A 15,770-nucleotide genomic window follows, 5' to 3' on the forward strand; every position below is an offset into this window, starting at 1 on the left:
TTTAGACCTACTCTTTTAATCCAGTTTTCGGTATCCCTGTTCATCGAATCCAAAATTAGGCCTACTGGTCAATCGAGGCAATCCTAGCAAAAAGCGATTTTCAACTCACTGTAAAATGCGGATAGTTTTATAACTGTTTACAGTGATTTTTATAATAATATTTTTATGTTAACTTGATTATGCTTAAGATTTGCAAAAACCTATGAAACAAATTTTATATAGTTTGAGCCTTATTTTAACCTTCCCACTATGGTGCGGGGCGCAACAAAATACCGCAAAAAATTATAGAGATAGCCTAACTGGAGTGTTGAAGCAGAGAGCAACAGATAGCATAAAAGCAAGAACAAGCTATCTACTAGCCGAAGATTGGTCGTATACGGACGCAACAAAGTCAAAACAATACTTAGAGCAGGGCTATAAATTTTCAGGTAAGAATAAATACCTGTTAGCCTTGTATAATTATTATGCCGGACATGTTTTCTCGAGCCTCAACCAATCAAAAGCAGAGAAGTTTTTTCTAAAATCCGATTCCCTGCTTAACCCTTTTAAAACTAAGGAAGCTAATTTGTTTAGGGGCAGGGCATGGCTTGCTTATGGAGTGCAACGCGAAAAAGCACAAGATATTAAAACGGCACTCAATGCCTATATGAATAAGGCTATGTCCTTAATCATTAAAAGCGAGGATAAAAATGCTTTAGCTGGGCTTTATGGGACAACCGGGATGGCTTTTGCAAGACAATATGACTATAGTAAGGCCCAGCCTTATTTTGATAAAGCTCTTGCCATCTTAAAGCAAGTACCCCGACAGCCGAACGACAATCAGATTTATATTGATGCCGCTACCAATCTATTTTATTTGGAGCAATTTGATAAAGCAAAAAAGCTGATCGATCAGGTTAAGCCTTTGATTGTGCCTAATACCCAAAATGAAATAGAGTTTCTTTACTTGGAGGGTCTTTACCTTTTTCATGATAAATCCTATAAAAATGCTTTGAATGACCTGGAAAAAGGTTTGAAGAGCGCTGTTCAAGCAAAAAGCAGTTTTTATCAGTTTGCATTTCTTCGGCAACAGTACGAAGTATACAAGGGTATGGGTAATTATAATTTGGCCAAGAATACCCTATTGAAAGTACTGGCAAATAGTGCATTGACTTCTGTTAGAAATCGCCAAATCTGTTATTATGAACTTGGCCAAACCTATGCGAAACTAGGCGATACCAAACAAGCGAATGATTGGCAAAGAAAATATGCCACGTTGTACGATAGTATCAGCAAAAAGCGCTTTGAAGATGAAATGAATGGTTTAAAAATCAGTTTGAAAAATGCCGAAAACCAGAAAAAGATTGGAGAACTTAATGCCGCTAACGAAAAGGCAAAGCTAGCGGCTAATAACGATCGTTTGATGCGATGGTTCTTGATTTCCATAAGCTTGTTTCTTTTTATTGTTGCAGTTTTGGGCTTGTTCTTTTACCAAAATGCAAAGAAACTAGCCATTCAAAAAGAATTAAATTATCAGCAGGAGCTTAAAGATGTTGCCCAGCAACAACAGATGAAAATTGCGCAGGCGGTTTTGAATGGACAGGAAGAGGAGCGCAATCGGGTAGCACGCGATCTGCACGATGGCCTTGGCGGCATGCTTGCCAATGTAAAAATGAACCTGTCTGATTTTGCAAGCGATCAAGAAGCTCACCTTGGAAAAAGCCTACCCCAAATTGTAGATCAATTAGATGGTTCGATCAAAGAATTGCGTAGGATTGCCCATAACATGGTGCCAGAAATGCTGTTGAAGTTGGGACTTGAAACTTCGATAAAAGATTTATGCGAGTCGATCCCGGCAGAAAACCTAACCATAGATTTTCAATGCTTTGGCATCAAGGATACCCTGCTTATCCAAGAGCAGATTGCCATTTACCGGATTGTTCAAGAACTTTTGACCAATGTAGTGAAGCATGCCCATGCCAAAAACGTGTTGTTGCAATGTTCGCAAGATGGCTCGTTGTTTTTGATTACCATAGAAGACGATGGCAAAGGTTTTGATAGCAACCATTTAACATCTAAGCAAGGAATGGGCTTGTTTAATATCAGAAATAGGGTAGCCTATTTAAACGGAAAGTTGGAGATTTTATCAGCCAATAAGCAAAAAGGAACAATCATAAACATAGAATTGAATGTTACAGCTTAAAAAGTTATTGGCCATTGTAGATGACCACCCAATTGTAATCGAAGGTCTTGCTTCGCTTTTAGGCAGGCGCGATGAGCTTAAAGTAGTTGGGTGCTTTACTAGAGGCCTGGAATTTATTGAATTCTTGAAGCAAAACTCGGTAGAAGTGGTGTTGCTCGATATTTTTTTGCCAGACAGCAACGGAATGGACTTGTGCCAGCAGATTAAAAATATATCGCCTTCTACCAAGGTATTGGCACTGAGCAACCATGAAGAACGCGGTGCTATTATGAAAATGCTGCAAAATGGAGCCAGTGGCTACCTGCTTAAAAATTCGACTATTGAAGAGTTGGTTGCTTGCATTAATGAAGCTCTAGCCGGACAAATTACGTTTAGTTTAGCCGTAAAGGAAATCATTGCAAAACCCGAACTCAATGGTTTTCGAGACCTGCCTAAACTCACCACCCGAGAAAAGGAAGTGCTTCAATTAATAGCTTCGGGCATTACTACTCCTGAAATAGCGGCGGTACTTTTTTTAAGCAAGTTTACCATAGAAAGTCACCGCAAAAGCCTTTTGCAAAAATTTAAGGCCAAAAATATGGCCGAACTGATTAAAATGGCCACAGCACAGGGCTTTATTTAATTAAAAAGCCTTCCTGATTGGAAGGCGCTATTTTAATTTTCAATTCTGTGATCCCTTGAAATGGTTTGTCCAGACCATGCCTTTTGCGAAGTCCAAGGTGCTGGCGGATCTGTCCAAAATTTATTGTCGGCAGGCAGACCCAGAGCTAAAAAGCCCAAAGTAGCCATGTACAGGCTTCCGGTAGAGGTATATACATCGGCCACTTCGGGCTGATGTCCATTAAAACCCAATACCAGCCAACCGGCTGCGTCAAAATTTTGATTGCCTTCGTACATCAAGTGAAATACTTTTGTTAGCGCGCACCTCACTTGGCTCGGCTTTACTTCTTCGGGCAGTTTTTCCATCAATGCGGTTTGCGCCAATACCTGAAAAGCTGCGGTACGGTAGGTGATAGATCGGCCAAAAGCTGGGAAAGTACCATCAGGGGCAATGCTTCTTTCCAAGAAACTGGCATATCGTACCATCCGCTCTACGGCACGGTTATAATCTTCCGGTTTTGCCCTTTTCTTTTCTACCATACTTTTCAGCAAATCGACCATCATCGGGTGGATGACAAATGAATTGTAATAATCCATGCTAAAAGAAGAACCATCGCTGTACCAGCCATCGCCTTCATACCATTCGTTCAGTTTGTTAATGCCAAAACGGAGCCTTGCCGGATCGTATTGTTCGCCAATATTCCATAAAAAGCCTTCGGTAATAGCCGCAAACAATAGCCAGTTGTTGTAGGCTCCAGTTCTTGTTCTCAACGATTTAAATTCTTCTACATACCTTTTCTTGGTAGTTTCATCCAACTGTTGCCATAGCATTTTGGGCGCCCTTAAAAAAGCCTGGGCTACATAAGCGGCATCTACAATAGGTTGCGATTCTGTTCTGAAGTTTAAATAATCTGGATTTTGTGGATCTACCGCATTTTTAAGTGCCGTTAAGGTTTCGGTTCTAAAAGCTTTCCTTAATTTTCCTTCTTCGGTATCATCATCGGGCAGTTCGAGCCAAGGCGCAATGCCAGCCAGGGTACGGCCCAATGCCTCGGTATAAGTTACCGCTTTAAGGTTGAGGTTGTAATTATTGCCTTTTTCTAAAGGCATATTGGCTTTTAAAGTGCCATTGGCCAAATTATGGATAACGGGATACGAAATTTTATAAAGGCTCTTTACCCAAAAGGCACGGTCTTGTGCACCGGTGCTTTCTTTTGGTTTTCCTTTCTGAGCCCAAGCCTGCACAGCAAGAAAGAGCAAAAACAGACCAATTATATTCTTTTTCATCTTGTCAATTTTATAAGTACCATTTTTTATACCTGGCCAATGCTTCCAAAAAGTAGTAATCGGCGTAAACCAAAGGCACATCTATTTCGCTGTTTAAAGGCAATGCTCCGGTGCTGTGCATCAATAAAAAACCTCCATTTTCGCCCAGTTTGGCACGGTAGGCATCGCTTGATAGCGAACGCAACATCGTTTCGGCTGCATTTTGGAATTCTTTTTTGTCTTTGGCATTGTACTGGCCAAGCTCGAGCAGTGCCGATGCGATCAGAGCGCCTGCCGAAGCATCGCGTTTGGCATAAGGAATAAGGCCCGCATCAAAATCCCAGTATGGAATTTTATCGGCTGGCAGGTTAGGGTGGTTGAGGATAAAATGGGCAATGCCATTTGCCTGTTTCAAATAAGCTGGATTTTTGGTGAAGCGATACATCATCGTATAGCCATACAGGGCCCAACCTTGTCCGCGTGCCCAAGCAGAACAGTTGGCTGCACCTTGCCAAGTTGCTTTTTTAAGCACTTTGCCATTGTTCAAGTTATAATCTATCACATGGAAAGAGCTAAAATCTGGTCTGAAATGATTTTTTAAGCTAGTATTGGCATGCTTAATGGCGATCTCCTTGTATTTTGGATCTCCTCCATTATCACTGGTCCAGCTCAGCATTTCCAGGTTCATCATGTTGTCTATAATTACCGGACATTCCCAATATTTGTTTTTATCCCAGCTTTGAATGGCGCCGATAGATGGACGGAAACGTGTGGCCAGCGATTGCGAAGAACGCTCTATAATGGCCTTATAGGCTGGGTTTTTGGTAAGGCGGTAGGCATTGCCGAAACTGCAATACATCATAAAGCCTAAATCGTGGTTACCAGTAAAAGTTTGGTTCGGCTCTAATATTTTAAGTGCCTTTTCTGCATCTTTCCTGATTTCTTCGTCTTTGGTCTGCTCGTAAATATACCAAAGCGAGCCACTATAGAAACCGCTACACCACCATTTGACGCCCTGTCCAATAAATTTCTTTTTTTCGGCATCGTAGCTTTGCGGGGTTAATCCTTGCGGAATATTCGCATCCATGATTTTGTATTGCTGCTTGGCAAAATTGAACTGTTCTTCGATGAGCTGTTTCATCTCGGTTTGCGCAAAACAATAGGAAGATGCAAGCCACAGCAATGCACTAAAAATTAACTTCTTCATTAGAGGATGTTTCTGTTAGGTTTATTTTTTAATAAGGTTCAAACCAAATATATAGGAAATAGAAATAAGATGATTAACGCAAACGTTTGTTTGATGTAGAATATATGAAGCCTAGTGCGCATAACTGACACAAATCTGAACATGGTTTGGATAAAATTTGCTGAACTTTATAAACTAAAACAAAACGAGATGAGCACTAAGCAGAAATTAAGAATAGTAGTGATAGGCGCCAATGGCACCATCGGGCAACAAGTGGTAAAAAGAATACAAGAGAAGGGCCATGAGGCGATTGAAGTATCCAGAACATCGGGGAGTTTCAAAGCCGATATCCAAGATAAAAAGAGCTTGGACGAACTGTTCAAAAGCATAGGAAATTTTGATGCTGTAGCCAATGCCTCTGGCTCGGTTGTTTTCAAAACCGTAGATCAGCTAACAGATGAAGACCTTGCCTTTTCTGTAAATAACAAGCTCATGGGGCAGGTGAATATTGTAAGAGCAGCCTTGCCTTATATCGCTGATGGTGGCTCTTTTACCTTAATTTCAGGTATTTTATCCGAAGAACCGATATTGGGTGGTACGGCGGCCTCGCTGGTTAATGGTGCAGTAGAAGCTTTTGTAAAAGCTGCAGCCTATGAATTGCCGCGCGGGATAAGGATCAATTGCATTAGTCCAAATGTACTTACAGAATCTGAAGGCTACCACGACAGTTTTCCAGGTTTTATTCCGGTTGATGGCTGGAAAGTAGCCAAGGCTTATGAAAGCTCAATTTTTGGAATCATTACTGGCCGCGTGGTTAAAGTGTATTAAGCCCAGGATTTATTGCGCACTGAGTGCTTTGGTTCTTGCGTTCGAAAGATAGTAATGCCATAACAACATGGTTGCAATACTGCGATAAGGTTGCCAATTGAGTGAAAGATCCAACAAATCCTCCCGAGTGGCATCCTTGTTTAGTTTTTTAATCCTTTTTAGCGCATTTACGGCTGCCAAATCGCCGATAGGAAAAATATCGGTTCGTTTCAGTACAAAGATGAGGTAAATGTCTATGGTCCAATGGCCAATGCCTTTAAGGGTCAATAACTGCTGGCGCACTTCTTCGTCGGGTAATTTCGCTAAAGCATTTAAATTTACTTCTCCATTGATTAAGGCCAGTGCCAAATGCCTGACATACATTGTTTTTTGGCGACTGAAGTAACAAGCCCTCAATTCCTCATCGCTCAAGGCCAATACTTTTGCAGGCGTAATTTCTATAATTTTTTCTCGGAGCTTGTTCAACGTGGCTAAAGCCGATGCCAAGGATACCTGTTGTTCCAGAATAATATGAACCAGGGATTCGAAGGTATTAGGCCGGTTCCAAACTGGCGGGTAATGGTGTTCGCTGATGATTTGTGCCAGCTCCTCATCTTGGGCGGCTACTGCATCGCAGATGTCTTTAAAATTGGAAGTATTAAATTCTGGAAACATGGTTGAAATAATGAAATTAGCTAAAATATAAAGCATCGGCAAGAAATAACTAACACCAGGTTTTTTTTTAAAAATTCGCCTTGTTAATCAAAATATTGATGTTCAAATTTTTATCATGCTAGCTTCTTCTGTATTTTTTAATTAGCTTTAAATCAACAATTACGCTCAACTTCATCAGCTCGATAGCGCTCTAAATTTCTATGGCCTAATGTGGTTTAGCTTAATTTTTAAGGCTCCTCATCATGATGATTAAATTGCTCACCCTTATTTTCGGACCTGTAGTAACGGCTATTTCAGACATCAGGCTGGAAATTAAAGGCTTGGAAGAAAAGCTTGATTTCAGGTCTGCCATTGAAGATTTTTTGCATGTAGCCCGCAATACCGGCTTTGTGCTGGTGCCTGCCTTTTTATCTGGAGCCATTTACCTGCTGTTGCCACAGGGCAGAGATACCTTGCTTTTAGTGGTAGAAAAGATGGATTCGGGAGATTATAGCCAGTTGTTTTTTCTCCTGATTGGTATCGCATTGTGGAGCATGTTTTCTGAGCTCAGCGTGCGCTACGCCATTGCCATTACCGATAATTCTGGCAAAAGCCTTCGCGATGCAAGGGTATACTGGCGCAAGCTGTCTCAAAGGGTACTGGCTGGTTTTTGCCTTTTCTGGCCATCTATCATGATCTTGATGGCTTTATGCTGGTGCTACAGTGCAGCTGCGGCTGCAAAAATGGGCGTAAAGTCTATTAATTTCATTTTGTTCGCAATTTGTGTATATGTTATTTTCAGGCTGCTAAGCTTTTTTTATTTCAAAAGAAAGAAGAATGGAGACAAAATCATATTGCCTATTCGTACCAAGTTGGGTGCGCGTTCCTTGCCAAAATCGGAATACGATTGGGTAAATAGACTATATGGAATTTACAACGAATTTGTGTTTTCGTTGCTCAAGCCTTCTAATTTTAAGGGAGAGTTTAGAAAAGACCTCGAGGCATTTGCCGATCATATTGTAGATGCGGATGAAGATAAAAGGGCGAAAATCCCTCAAAATAAAGAGGTGATGCACAGCATTCGGGTACTACCGGCTGCCTTTCAAGTAATTAATAAAGAACTGATTGTGACAGATCAGGGAGATTCTTATAAATGGCGCTATCGCATACCGAATTCTTTCTTTAAGGTGCTTCACCAGCAACTGGCAATTATGGTTAGTACAGCCATGGTATTGATGATTGTATTTTCTGTAGTGCCAGCCAGTTATTCTTTTTTTGGAATTGTAGGGGCTCCGGCATTAATCTGCATTGCTTTTGCCTGTTATTCGGGCATCTATTCGGGGCTTTTGTTTCTCGATTATGGTGTTTTACGCCAAAGCTTTATTCGGGTAAGGTGGCTGTTAATTGTTTTAATAGTCGTGGTGTCTTTTGTAAATAAAGACCACCCGGTTGATATGAAGCAAACATTAAATGAGCCCCGTAATGAAGTAACCGAACAATTTAATGCCTGGTTTAGCCAGTATAAAAAAGAGATGGATTCTGTTCACGCCGGCAATACAAAATATCCGGTTGTGTTTATCTGTGCCGAAGGTGGCGCCCTGCGTACCGGCGCTTTTACAGGTATTTTTCTTACCCGTTTGCAACATCATTTGGAAAAACCAGCGTTTAAAAACATCGATTTTAAAAAGTCGATATTTGCGATGTCGGGAGTTTCGGGAGGCGCATTGGGACTAAGCTATTATAATGCAAAAACATTCGAAACAGTGAATAGGGCCGATAAAAGCGCGCAATTGCAGGAAGCCGTTCGCTTTTTTAAATACGATTGCTTATCGCCCATCGTAGGAAAAATGTTCTTTGGCGAATTCCTGAATTTATTTATTCCATGGCACATTAAAAGATTTGATCGGGCAATTGCATTGGAACAGACCTGGGAGAAAGCCTATCAAAGTACTTTACAGGGAGAGGAAAAGAACAGGTTTAGCGAGAATTTCATCGATGGCAAAAAACAGTTGAAAAAGCCTGTTTTGATCATCAATACCACCGAAATAGAATCGGGTTACCAATGCTGGATTGCGAATGCCAGGCCAGATAGCATGTTGTATCGCGAAAAGCGCGATCTATTGCAGAATAAAGTAAAGCAGGTTTCTTATGCCACCGCTATTAACTTTAGTACGCGTTTCCCCTTGTTTTCGCCTGGTGCACAAATCGATACCGTTAATGGCAGGCTTCATTATCTTGATGGGGGTTATGTAGAAAATACTGGAGCGGCTTCCACACTCGAACTGTTGCAGCAGCTTTATAAAAAACCTGACATGGTGAAAGGTATGGTGCCGATTGTGATCTATCTGCGTTTTAGCAACAACGATAATACTGCAACAAAGAATATCCGTGTCGGCAACGAACTGTCCGAAATTCTGATAGGCCTGTACGGTACCCGCATTGGCCGGAGCTTTACGGCCATTGCGCAGCTCAATTATTTTTTAAGGCATCATGAAGGAGTAATTATCGACGAACCTTTAAAATCCAACGAACGTGATGTGCCGATGAACTGGGTGCTTTCAGACCAGAGCATGAATTTTATGATGAACGACATCAATGAAAAGCTGCTGAGCACAAAGGATGACGGAATTAGTGTAAGACTGTTTCAAAAAGACCTGCGTTATTTGCCTATTAAACACTAGCTTATTGCTATTGGTCTAAAAATTTCAAATCGTTGTAGCGAAAACAACAAATCATGCGTATAGGTAGTAATCTAAACGAAAACCTAAACGATTCATGAAAAGAAACCATTACCTGTTTGTGTTCTTGCTATTGGGCACATTATTTACCGCTTGCAAGAAAAGCGACATTGCTTACGAAAACGATTTTGAGCGAAGCTTTAAAGCCTGGACCCAATTTAAGTCTTCCTCCAATAATTCCTATAAATACCAGGTAAATACTTCCTCTTGGACAGGCTATTCTACAGAAACCATCATTACCGTGAAAAATGGAAAAGTAGTTAAACGCTCCTATGTTTCTAAAAGCTTGGGAAATCCGCCTTCAACACAATTGGTGATCCATGAAGAATGGACGGAAGAGGGAGCCACGCTAAATACACATGCCAGTGGTGCAAAAACCATGACTTTAGATGAGGTTTACGAAAAGGCGAAAACCGATTGGTTGTTGAAAAGAAAAGAGGCCAAAACCTCGCTCGAAACCAAAAACAACGGTATGATTTCTGCCTGTGGCTATGTGGAGAACAACTGTGCCGACGACTGTTTCAACGGCATTTCGATTGCATTGATAGAAAAATTGCCTTAGTTCAGTTATCAGTTATCAGTATTCAGTTGACAGTTTTCAGTTTGTGGTATGCTGTTAAATGCAAAATGAATCTTTGAACCAATAAGACAAACGCGGGTACCGCGCAGGTACAACTTTGGTTAAAAGCCTCCCGATTGAATTGGGGGGCTTTTATTTTATTAAACGGTTAAGTGAAAACTGTTAACTGGATACTGTAAGCTACGAAGTGTTTATTTCATTTTAAATATTAGTTAATTTTTTTGTTACTTTAGCCTACATATTTATATCATCCCTATAACTATACATTTTATCTGATTAACGGCTTCTTTATGAGCTCACCGCTAAAAACAGGGGATGATAATACTTTGCTTCTTTTGCAATTAAAAGAGGGAAGCAGCAACGCCTTTAGCTCGCTTTATGGTTTGTACAGCAAAATGTTGCTCAGCAATATCCTGCACATGGTTAAAGACCAAGAAGTTGCAAAAGAATTGCTTCAAGACCTGTTTTTGAAAATCTGGGAAAAAAGAGCGCAAATTGATGTAGAAAAATCCTTTAAGTCTTTCTTGTTTACCATTGCCAAAAATATGGTATATGATTACCTGCGGAGAGTGGCCTTGGATAAAAGACTAACCCAAGAACTGATTGCCAATACCATTGAAGGCTATAGCCATACCGAAGAACTGTTGAGCTTTAAAGAAAAGAATGCCTGTTTAAGCCAAGCCATCGAAACCTTATCGCCACAGAGTAAACAAGTATATCAATTGTGTAAAATAGAAGGCTTAAGCCATAGGGAAATCAGCGAAAGGCTAGGTATTTCCATCTCAACGGTTAACAACCATATCGTAAAGTCATCAAAAGTAGTTAAAGAGTTCTTATACAACCACAGCGACCTTGCTGTAAGCTTAGTTGCTGTTTCTTTTGTTGCTTATCTGAAATAATTTTCTTGCTGATTATCAGTTGCTTATCTTTTGTTTCTTGATTTTTTAAGATTCGACTAGTTGTTGATTCTTACTCAAACGTATTACCATTATAACCAAATATTTATGGATTCGCTAGAACAGCTCTTTATCAAGTTTACGAATAACCAATGCAGTGTCCAAGAATTGGAATACCTGTTAAAGCATTTCGCCGAAGGTAAAGATGAAGAGGGCTTAAAGGAGAGCATTAAAGCGCAGCTGCACCAACAATACGAGGCCAATGCCCAACTCGACTCAATGGTTGAGGAAGTATTTGTAAACCTCAAAGAAAAAATAAGCAGCCAAGAAGAAAATCAACCCATCCCATTAAAGCCACGATTTCATATTTATCGCTATACAGCTGCGGCAGTGGTACTACTGGCTGTGTCAACTAGTCTCTGGTTTTATTTTGCGCCTGTTAAATCGATCGAACAACAAGCTAAGCAACAAACTGCACAATTGGCTATTAGTCCGGGCAGCAACAAGGCATTTTTGACTTTAACCAACGGTACTAAAATTAATTTAACCAGTGCTGATAATGGTACCTTGGCCAAGGAAGCAGGCATCCAAATTATTAAAACCGCCGACGGTCAGTTGATCTACGAAATCAGAGGACAGGAACATTTAAAAGGGGCATCGCTTTATAATACCATAGAAACTCCAAAAGGAGGGCAATATCAAATCCATCTGCCCGATGGTACCAAAGTTTGGCTCAATGCAGCCACTAAACTCAAATATCCATTAAATTTCATCGGTGCAAAAGAACGTAGGGTAGAGCTGAATGGCGAAGCCTATTTTGAAGTAGCCAAAGACAAGACGCATCCATTTAAGGTAATGTCTAACGGACAGGAAGTAGAAGTAATGGGCACCCATTTCAATGTAAATGCCTATGCTGACGAAAGTAATATCAAAACCACCTTGCTCGAAGGTGCAGTTCGCGTAAATGCTTTGAACAAGGGCAAGCAGGTGCTCAAACCAGGGGAACAAGCTGTGCTAAGTCCGAGCCAATTGAATGTAATTGCCGTGGATGCCGAAGCCGAAATAGCCTGGAAAAACGGAAGCTTCACCTTTGTTGATGAACCTATCGAAAGCATTATGCGCAAAGTGGCCCGCTGGTACGATGTAGAAATTGTATACAAAGGCGATATGAAAGAAAAAGTTTTTGCCGGTACGATCTCTAGGTATGACGATATCCAAAAACTGTTAAATACCATCGCATTTACCAATACTGTACATTTTAAAATTGAAGGAAGGAGGGTTATCGTTATGGATTGATGCTACCTCTTCATAAAGATAGACCAATAAAAAAGCCAGAGGTGCTTCGACCTCCCCCTGGCCATTAGTTTGGATCATATCTTTTAAATGTTGCGAAACAAATTAAATCAACAAACAAACTAAGACCAAATATATGAAATTCTATCCCATTCGAAACGGGGACTTCAATTGTGTTGTAAAAAAAATCGCTCGGCTCATGAAATTAATTACGATTATACTGACCGTATTTTTACTCAGGGTAAGTGCAGCTACTCAGGCACAAATCTCATTGAACGAGAAAAACACACCGCTGATTACGATCCTTTCCAAAATTAAAAAACAAACAGGTACAGATTTCCTGTATAACGTATACAGCCTTAAAAATGCAAAACCGGTAAGCATCAAATGCAATAATGCCTCTCTTCAAGAGGTATTGAATGCCTGTTTTGCCAATCAGCCATTATCTTATAAAATACAAGACAATACCGTAATTATCGTTACGCCGCCAGCTCAGTCGGCCGCACCACCCATACCCTTAAAAACAGCAAGCTTTATTAAAATTACGGGGATGGTAAAAGATACGGCGGGCTTGGCCATGCCCAGTGTTTCTGTACTGAACAAAACTACGGGCAAAATAGTAGGCACTGATGAAAAAGGCGCTTTTACCATCGATGCTAATGTAGGCGAAGTATTGGTGTTCTCTTTTATGGGCTACATTAAACAAGAAGTAACGATAGGTACAGCCACAACATTAACTATCGTGTTGCGGGAAGAAAAAAACCTGCTGTCAACAGTAGTAGTAACTGCATTGGGTATTTCCAAAGACCAGCGCAAATTAGGCTACGCCATGACCAGCGTAAAGGGAAACCTGCTTAACGAAGCCAAAGAAGCCAACGTAGCGAACAGTTTAACCGGCCGGGTTGCAGGTTTGAACGTAAGCGGGGTAAGCAGCGGCCCAGGTTCGTCGGCCAGGCTGCTCATTAGGGGCGTTTCCAACTTCTCGTCTACCACAGGCCCTTTATTTGTAATTGATGGCGTACCGATGGACAATACCCAAAAAGGTTCGCCTGGCGTATATGGCGGGCAGGATTTGGGCGATGGAATCTCGAGCATTAACCCTGATGACATTGAAGATGTCGTAGTGCTCAATGGTTCGGCTGCATCAGCACTGTACGGTACAAGAGCTGCCAATGGCGTTATCCAAATTACTACCAAAAGTGGCAAAGGCCAAAAAGGCTTCGGCGTAGAGTATAGCGGAAACTATAGCATTAACAGCATTATTGACAATACCGATTACCAAAAGGTGTACGGACAAGGGCTCAACGGCAATCGTCCATCAACTGCAAGTGATTTGGTTACCGCAAGCCTTAACAGTTGGGGAGCCCGGATGGATGGCACATTGACTATCGGTCAAGATGGAAAAATGCACCCTTATGCGCCGGTTGAAGACCAATTGAATAAGTTTTACAGAAATGCCCCGGTGTTTTCTAACACGGTTGCCCTGTTGGGAGCCAATGAAAAAGGAAACTTCAGGTTATCACTTTCGCAAACCAACAACCAATCGGTTATACCAAACAGTGGGTTAAAAAGATATTCTGGCAACCTCAACCTCAACCAAGAGATCATTAGCAAATTGAAATTAACTGCGATGATTAATTATGTGCACGAAGAAGTAAAACTAAGGCCAAACCTGGGCGATATGAGCCGTAACCCCAACTTTACCATGGGCTTATTGCCGGCCAACGTAAGTCCTGATTATTTAAAGGTGATTTACGATCCGATTACTGGCAATGAAAACCACATGGGCAATGGAGGCTATATTCCAAATCCCTGGTTCGTGGTAGAGAATGTGATTACCAACTCCAAAAGAGACCGGATCATTTCTTCAACTTCGTTGCGTTATGATTTTACCAAAGAGCTGTACCTGCAAACCAGATTGGGTTATGACCATATTACCGATAATGCGCTTCGCATCGAACCAACCGGTATTGGCTATAATCCAAACGGACAGCTAGAAGAACTTTCGAAGGCCCAAACTACCGAGCTTAACCTCGATGTATTGGCTGGCTATTCGAAAAAGCTCATCACCGATTTGACACTCGATGCGGCCATTGGAGGTAATATCCGCAAATTCAATTTCGAGAAAGTGGGTGTATCTGGTTCTCAATGGAAAATCCCATATTTCTATACGCCATCTAACTTAACTACATTAAATTCTATTTACCCTTCACCTAATAGGCTACAGACCAATTCGGCTTACTATACGTTGGATTTCAACTATAAAAATTACCTCACCATAAGCAATACAGGTCGCTATGATAAGTTTAGTACTACGACCAAAGGTATTTTTACACCGTCGGTAAGTGGAAGCTTCATCTTTACCAACCTGGTTACTGTGCCTAATCTCAGCTTTGGTAAGGTGAGGGTAGCCTATGCCAAAACCAGTGGCGAGGCACAGCCTTTTAAAAATGCAAAATACTATAGCATTGCTGCAGGCGATATCGGTGGCAAGACCTATGCAAACATGGCTACCGAAATTTTGCCAGAAGACTTGAACCCTTATTCGATGCGCGAATTTGAAACTGGTCTAGAATTAAAAGGCTTGAACGGCCGCTTAGGCTTGATGCTTTCTTATTTTGCCCGTAAAACTTCGAACGAGTTGGTGTCTCAACAGATCAGCGTGGCTTCTGGAGGCTACTTATCAACTTACATCCCTTTGGGCTCTACCCAAAACAGGGGTTTGGAGTTGACCTTGAACGGAACCGCCGTTCGCAGCAGCAAATTTAGCTGGGACGTATCCTTCAATTTTACCAGCATCAAAAACAAGCTCTTAAAGATTGATGGACTGACCACCCAAATCCAAAATTCTGGTGAAGGCCAATATAGGCCAACTGTTGGTCCTTATGCCAATGGGGCAGGTATTTATGGTGTAGTGGGTTTGCCTTTGGCACAGATTATGGCCAACGATTATAAGTACGATGCCAATGGCAATATCATTATCGGGGTAGACGGTATTCCGGTGAGAGGACCTTTCACCCCAATGGGATCTGGTTTGCCTAAATACTATGGTGGCTTAAACAATAGCTTTACCTATAAGGATTTTAACCTTTCTTTCTTGATCGATTACCGTTTTGGCAACAAAGTGCTTTCGGCAACAGATTTCTTGAGCGTTTACTACGGACTGAACAAAAACACTTTGGTAGGCAGGGAAACCGGCATTATAGCCAAGGGCGTTACCGAAAACGGACAGCCTAACGAGACATTGGTGGGCGCACAGGATTACTATCAGGGTTTGGTGAAGAACATTCCGGCAGTAACCGTGTTCGATGGCAGTTTCATCAAGCTTCGCCAAATTACCCTCAACTACAGTTTGCCCGCAAGCCTGATCAGTAAAACGCCATTCCGTTCGGTGAGCATCGGCTTTGCCGCACGTAACCTGCTTACACTGATGAAGCATACCAAAAATTTCGATCCTGAGGATACATTTTCATCGCTTACTGGCAATGCAGGTTTAGAGGGCGCAGGTTTGCCCCAAACCCGTAACTACGGATTAAGCCTAAATGTGAAGCTCAAATAGTTTAAAAAG

At 41.4% G+C, this 15,770-nt stretch carries 11 protein-coding genes; 8 read left to right on the top strand and 3 right to left on the bottom strand.

The genetic code is table 11. The features are described 5' to 3' along the window. The first annotated feature begins 202 nt into the window (after nt 1-202). Entirely contained in the window at nt 203-2,182 is a 1,980-nt protein-coding gene (locus tag AC570H_RS02480; protein WP_497351370.1) for a tetratricopeptide repeat-containing sensor histidine kinase, read from the top strand. Continuing rightward, on the top strand, nt 2,169-2,804 hold the full coding sequence (locus AC570H_RS02485) for a response regulator (RefSeq protein ID WP_497351372.1): 636 nt from the start codon (nt 2,169-2,171) through the stop codon (nt 2,802-2,804). Before AC570H_RS02480 ends, AC570H_RS02485 begins: the two co-directional genes overlap by 14 nt. Before the next feature lie 32 nt (nt 2,805-2,836). Here AC570H_RS02485 and AC570H_RS02490 read toward each other — a convergent pair whose 3' ends face one another. Both AC570H_RS02490 and AC570H_RS02495 read right to left on the bottom strand, forming a co-directional pair. Next, on the bottom strand, nt 2,837-4,069 hold the full coding sequence (locus AC570H_RS02490; protein WP_497351374.1) for a DUF2264 domain-containing protein: 1,233 nt from the start codon (nt 4,067-4,069) through the stop codon (nt 2,837-2,839). Nucleotides 4,070-4,079: 10 nt separating this feature from the next. Beyond that, nucleotides 4,080-5,255 (bottom strand): glycoside hydrolase family 88 protein, encoded by a 1,176-nt coding sequence (locus AC570H_RS02495; RefSeq protein WP_497351376.1) that lies wholly within the window; start codon nt 5,253-5,255, stop codon nt 4,080-4,082. Nucleotides 5,256-5,444: 189 nt separating this feature from the next. Here AC570H_RS02495 and AC570H_RS02500 point away from each other — a divergent pair, with 189 nt between their 5' ends. Next, nucleotides 5,445-6,062: a short chain dehydrogenase gene (locus AC570H_RS02500; protein WP_497351378.1), complete on the top strand. Its 618-nt coding sequence runs from the start codon at nt 5,445-5,447 to the stop codon at nt 6,060-6,062. Nucleotides 6,063-6,071: 9 nt separating this feature from the next. Here the strand turns inward: AC570H_RS02500 and AC570H_RS02505 are convergent, their stop codons facing one another. Beyond that, entirely contained in the window at nt 6,072-6,716 is a 645-nt protein-coding gene (locus AC570H_RS02505) for a DNA-3-methyladenine glycosylase family protein (protein WP_497351380.1), read from the bottom strand. A 242-nt stretch (nt 6,717-6,958) separates the two neighbouring features. Between AC570H_RS02505 and AC570H_RS02510 the strand changes: the two genes are divergently transcribed. From AC570H_RS02510 to AC570H_RS02530, 5 genes are all read left to right on the top strand, one after another. Further along, on the top strand, nt 6,959-9,376 hold the full coding sequence (locus AC570H_RS02510) for a patatin-like phospholipase family protein (RefSeq protein WP_497351382.1): 2,418 nt from the start codon (nt 6,959-6,961) through the stop codon (nt 9,374-9,376). A 94-nt stretch (nt 9,377-9,470) separates the two neighbouring features. Then, complete coding sequence (locus AC570H_RS02515) at nt 9,471-9,995, top strand: hypothetical protein (protein ID WP_497351384.1); 525 nt, start codon at nt 9,471-9,473, stop codon at nt 9,993-9,995. 308 nt (nt 9,996-10,303) lie between these two features. Next, nucleotides 10,304-10,912, top strand: a complete 609-nt coding sequence (locus AC570H_RS02520) for an RNA polymerase sigma factor (RefSeq protein WP_497351386.1) — start codon at nt 10,304-10,306, stop codon at nt 10,910-10,912. Between the two features lie 105 nt (nt 10,913-11,017). Then, entirely contained in the window at nt 11,018-12,205 is a 1,188-nt protein-coding gene (locus tag AC570H_RS02525) for a FecR family protein (protein ID WP_497351388.1), read from the top strand. 196 nt (nt 12,206-12,401) lie between these two features. Further along, a complete protein-coding gene (locus tag AC570H_RS02530; RefSeq protein ID WP_497351390.1) occupies nt 12,402-15,761 on the top strand; it encodes a SusC/RagA family TonB-linked outer membrane protein in 3,360 nt (1,119 codons plus the stop codon). Nucleotides 15,762-15,770: the final 9 nt, after the last annotated feature.

The sequence above is a fragment of the Pedobacter sp. B4419 genome (assembly GCF_059693725.1).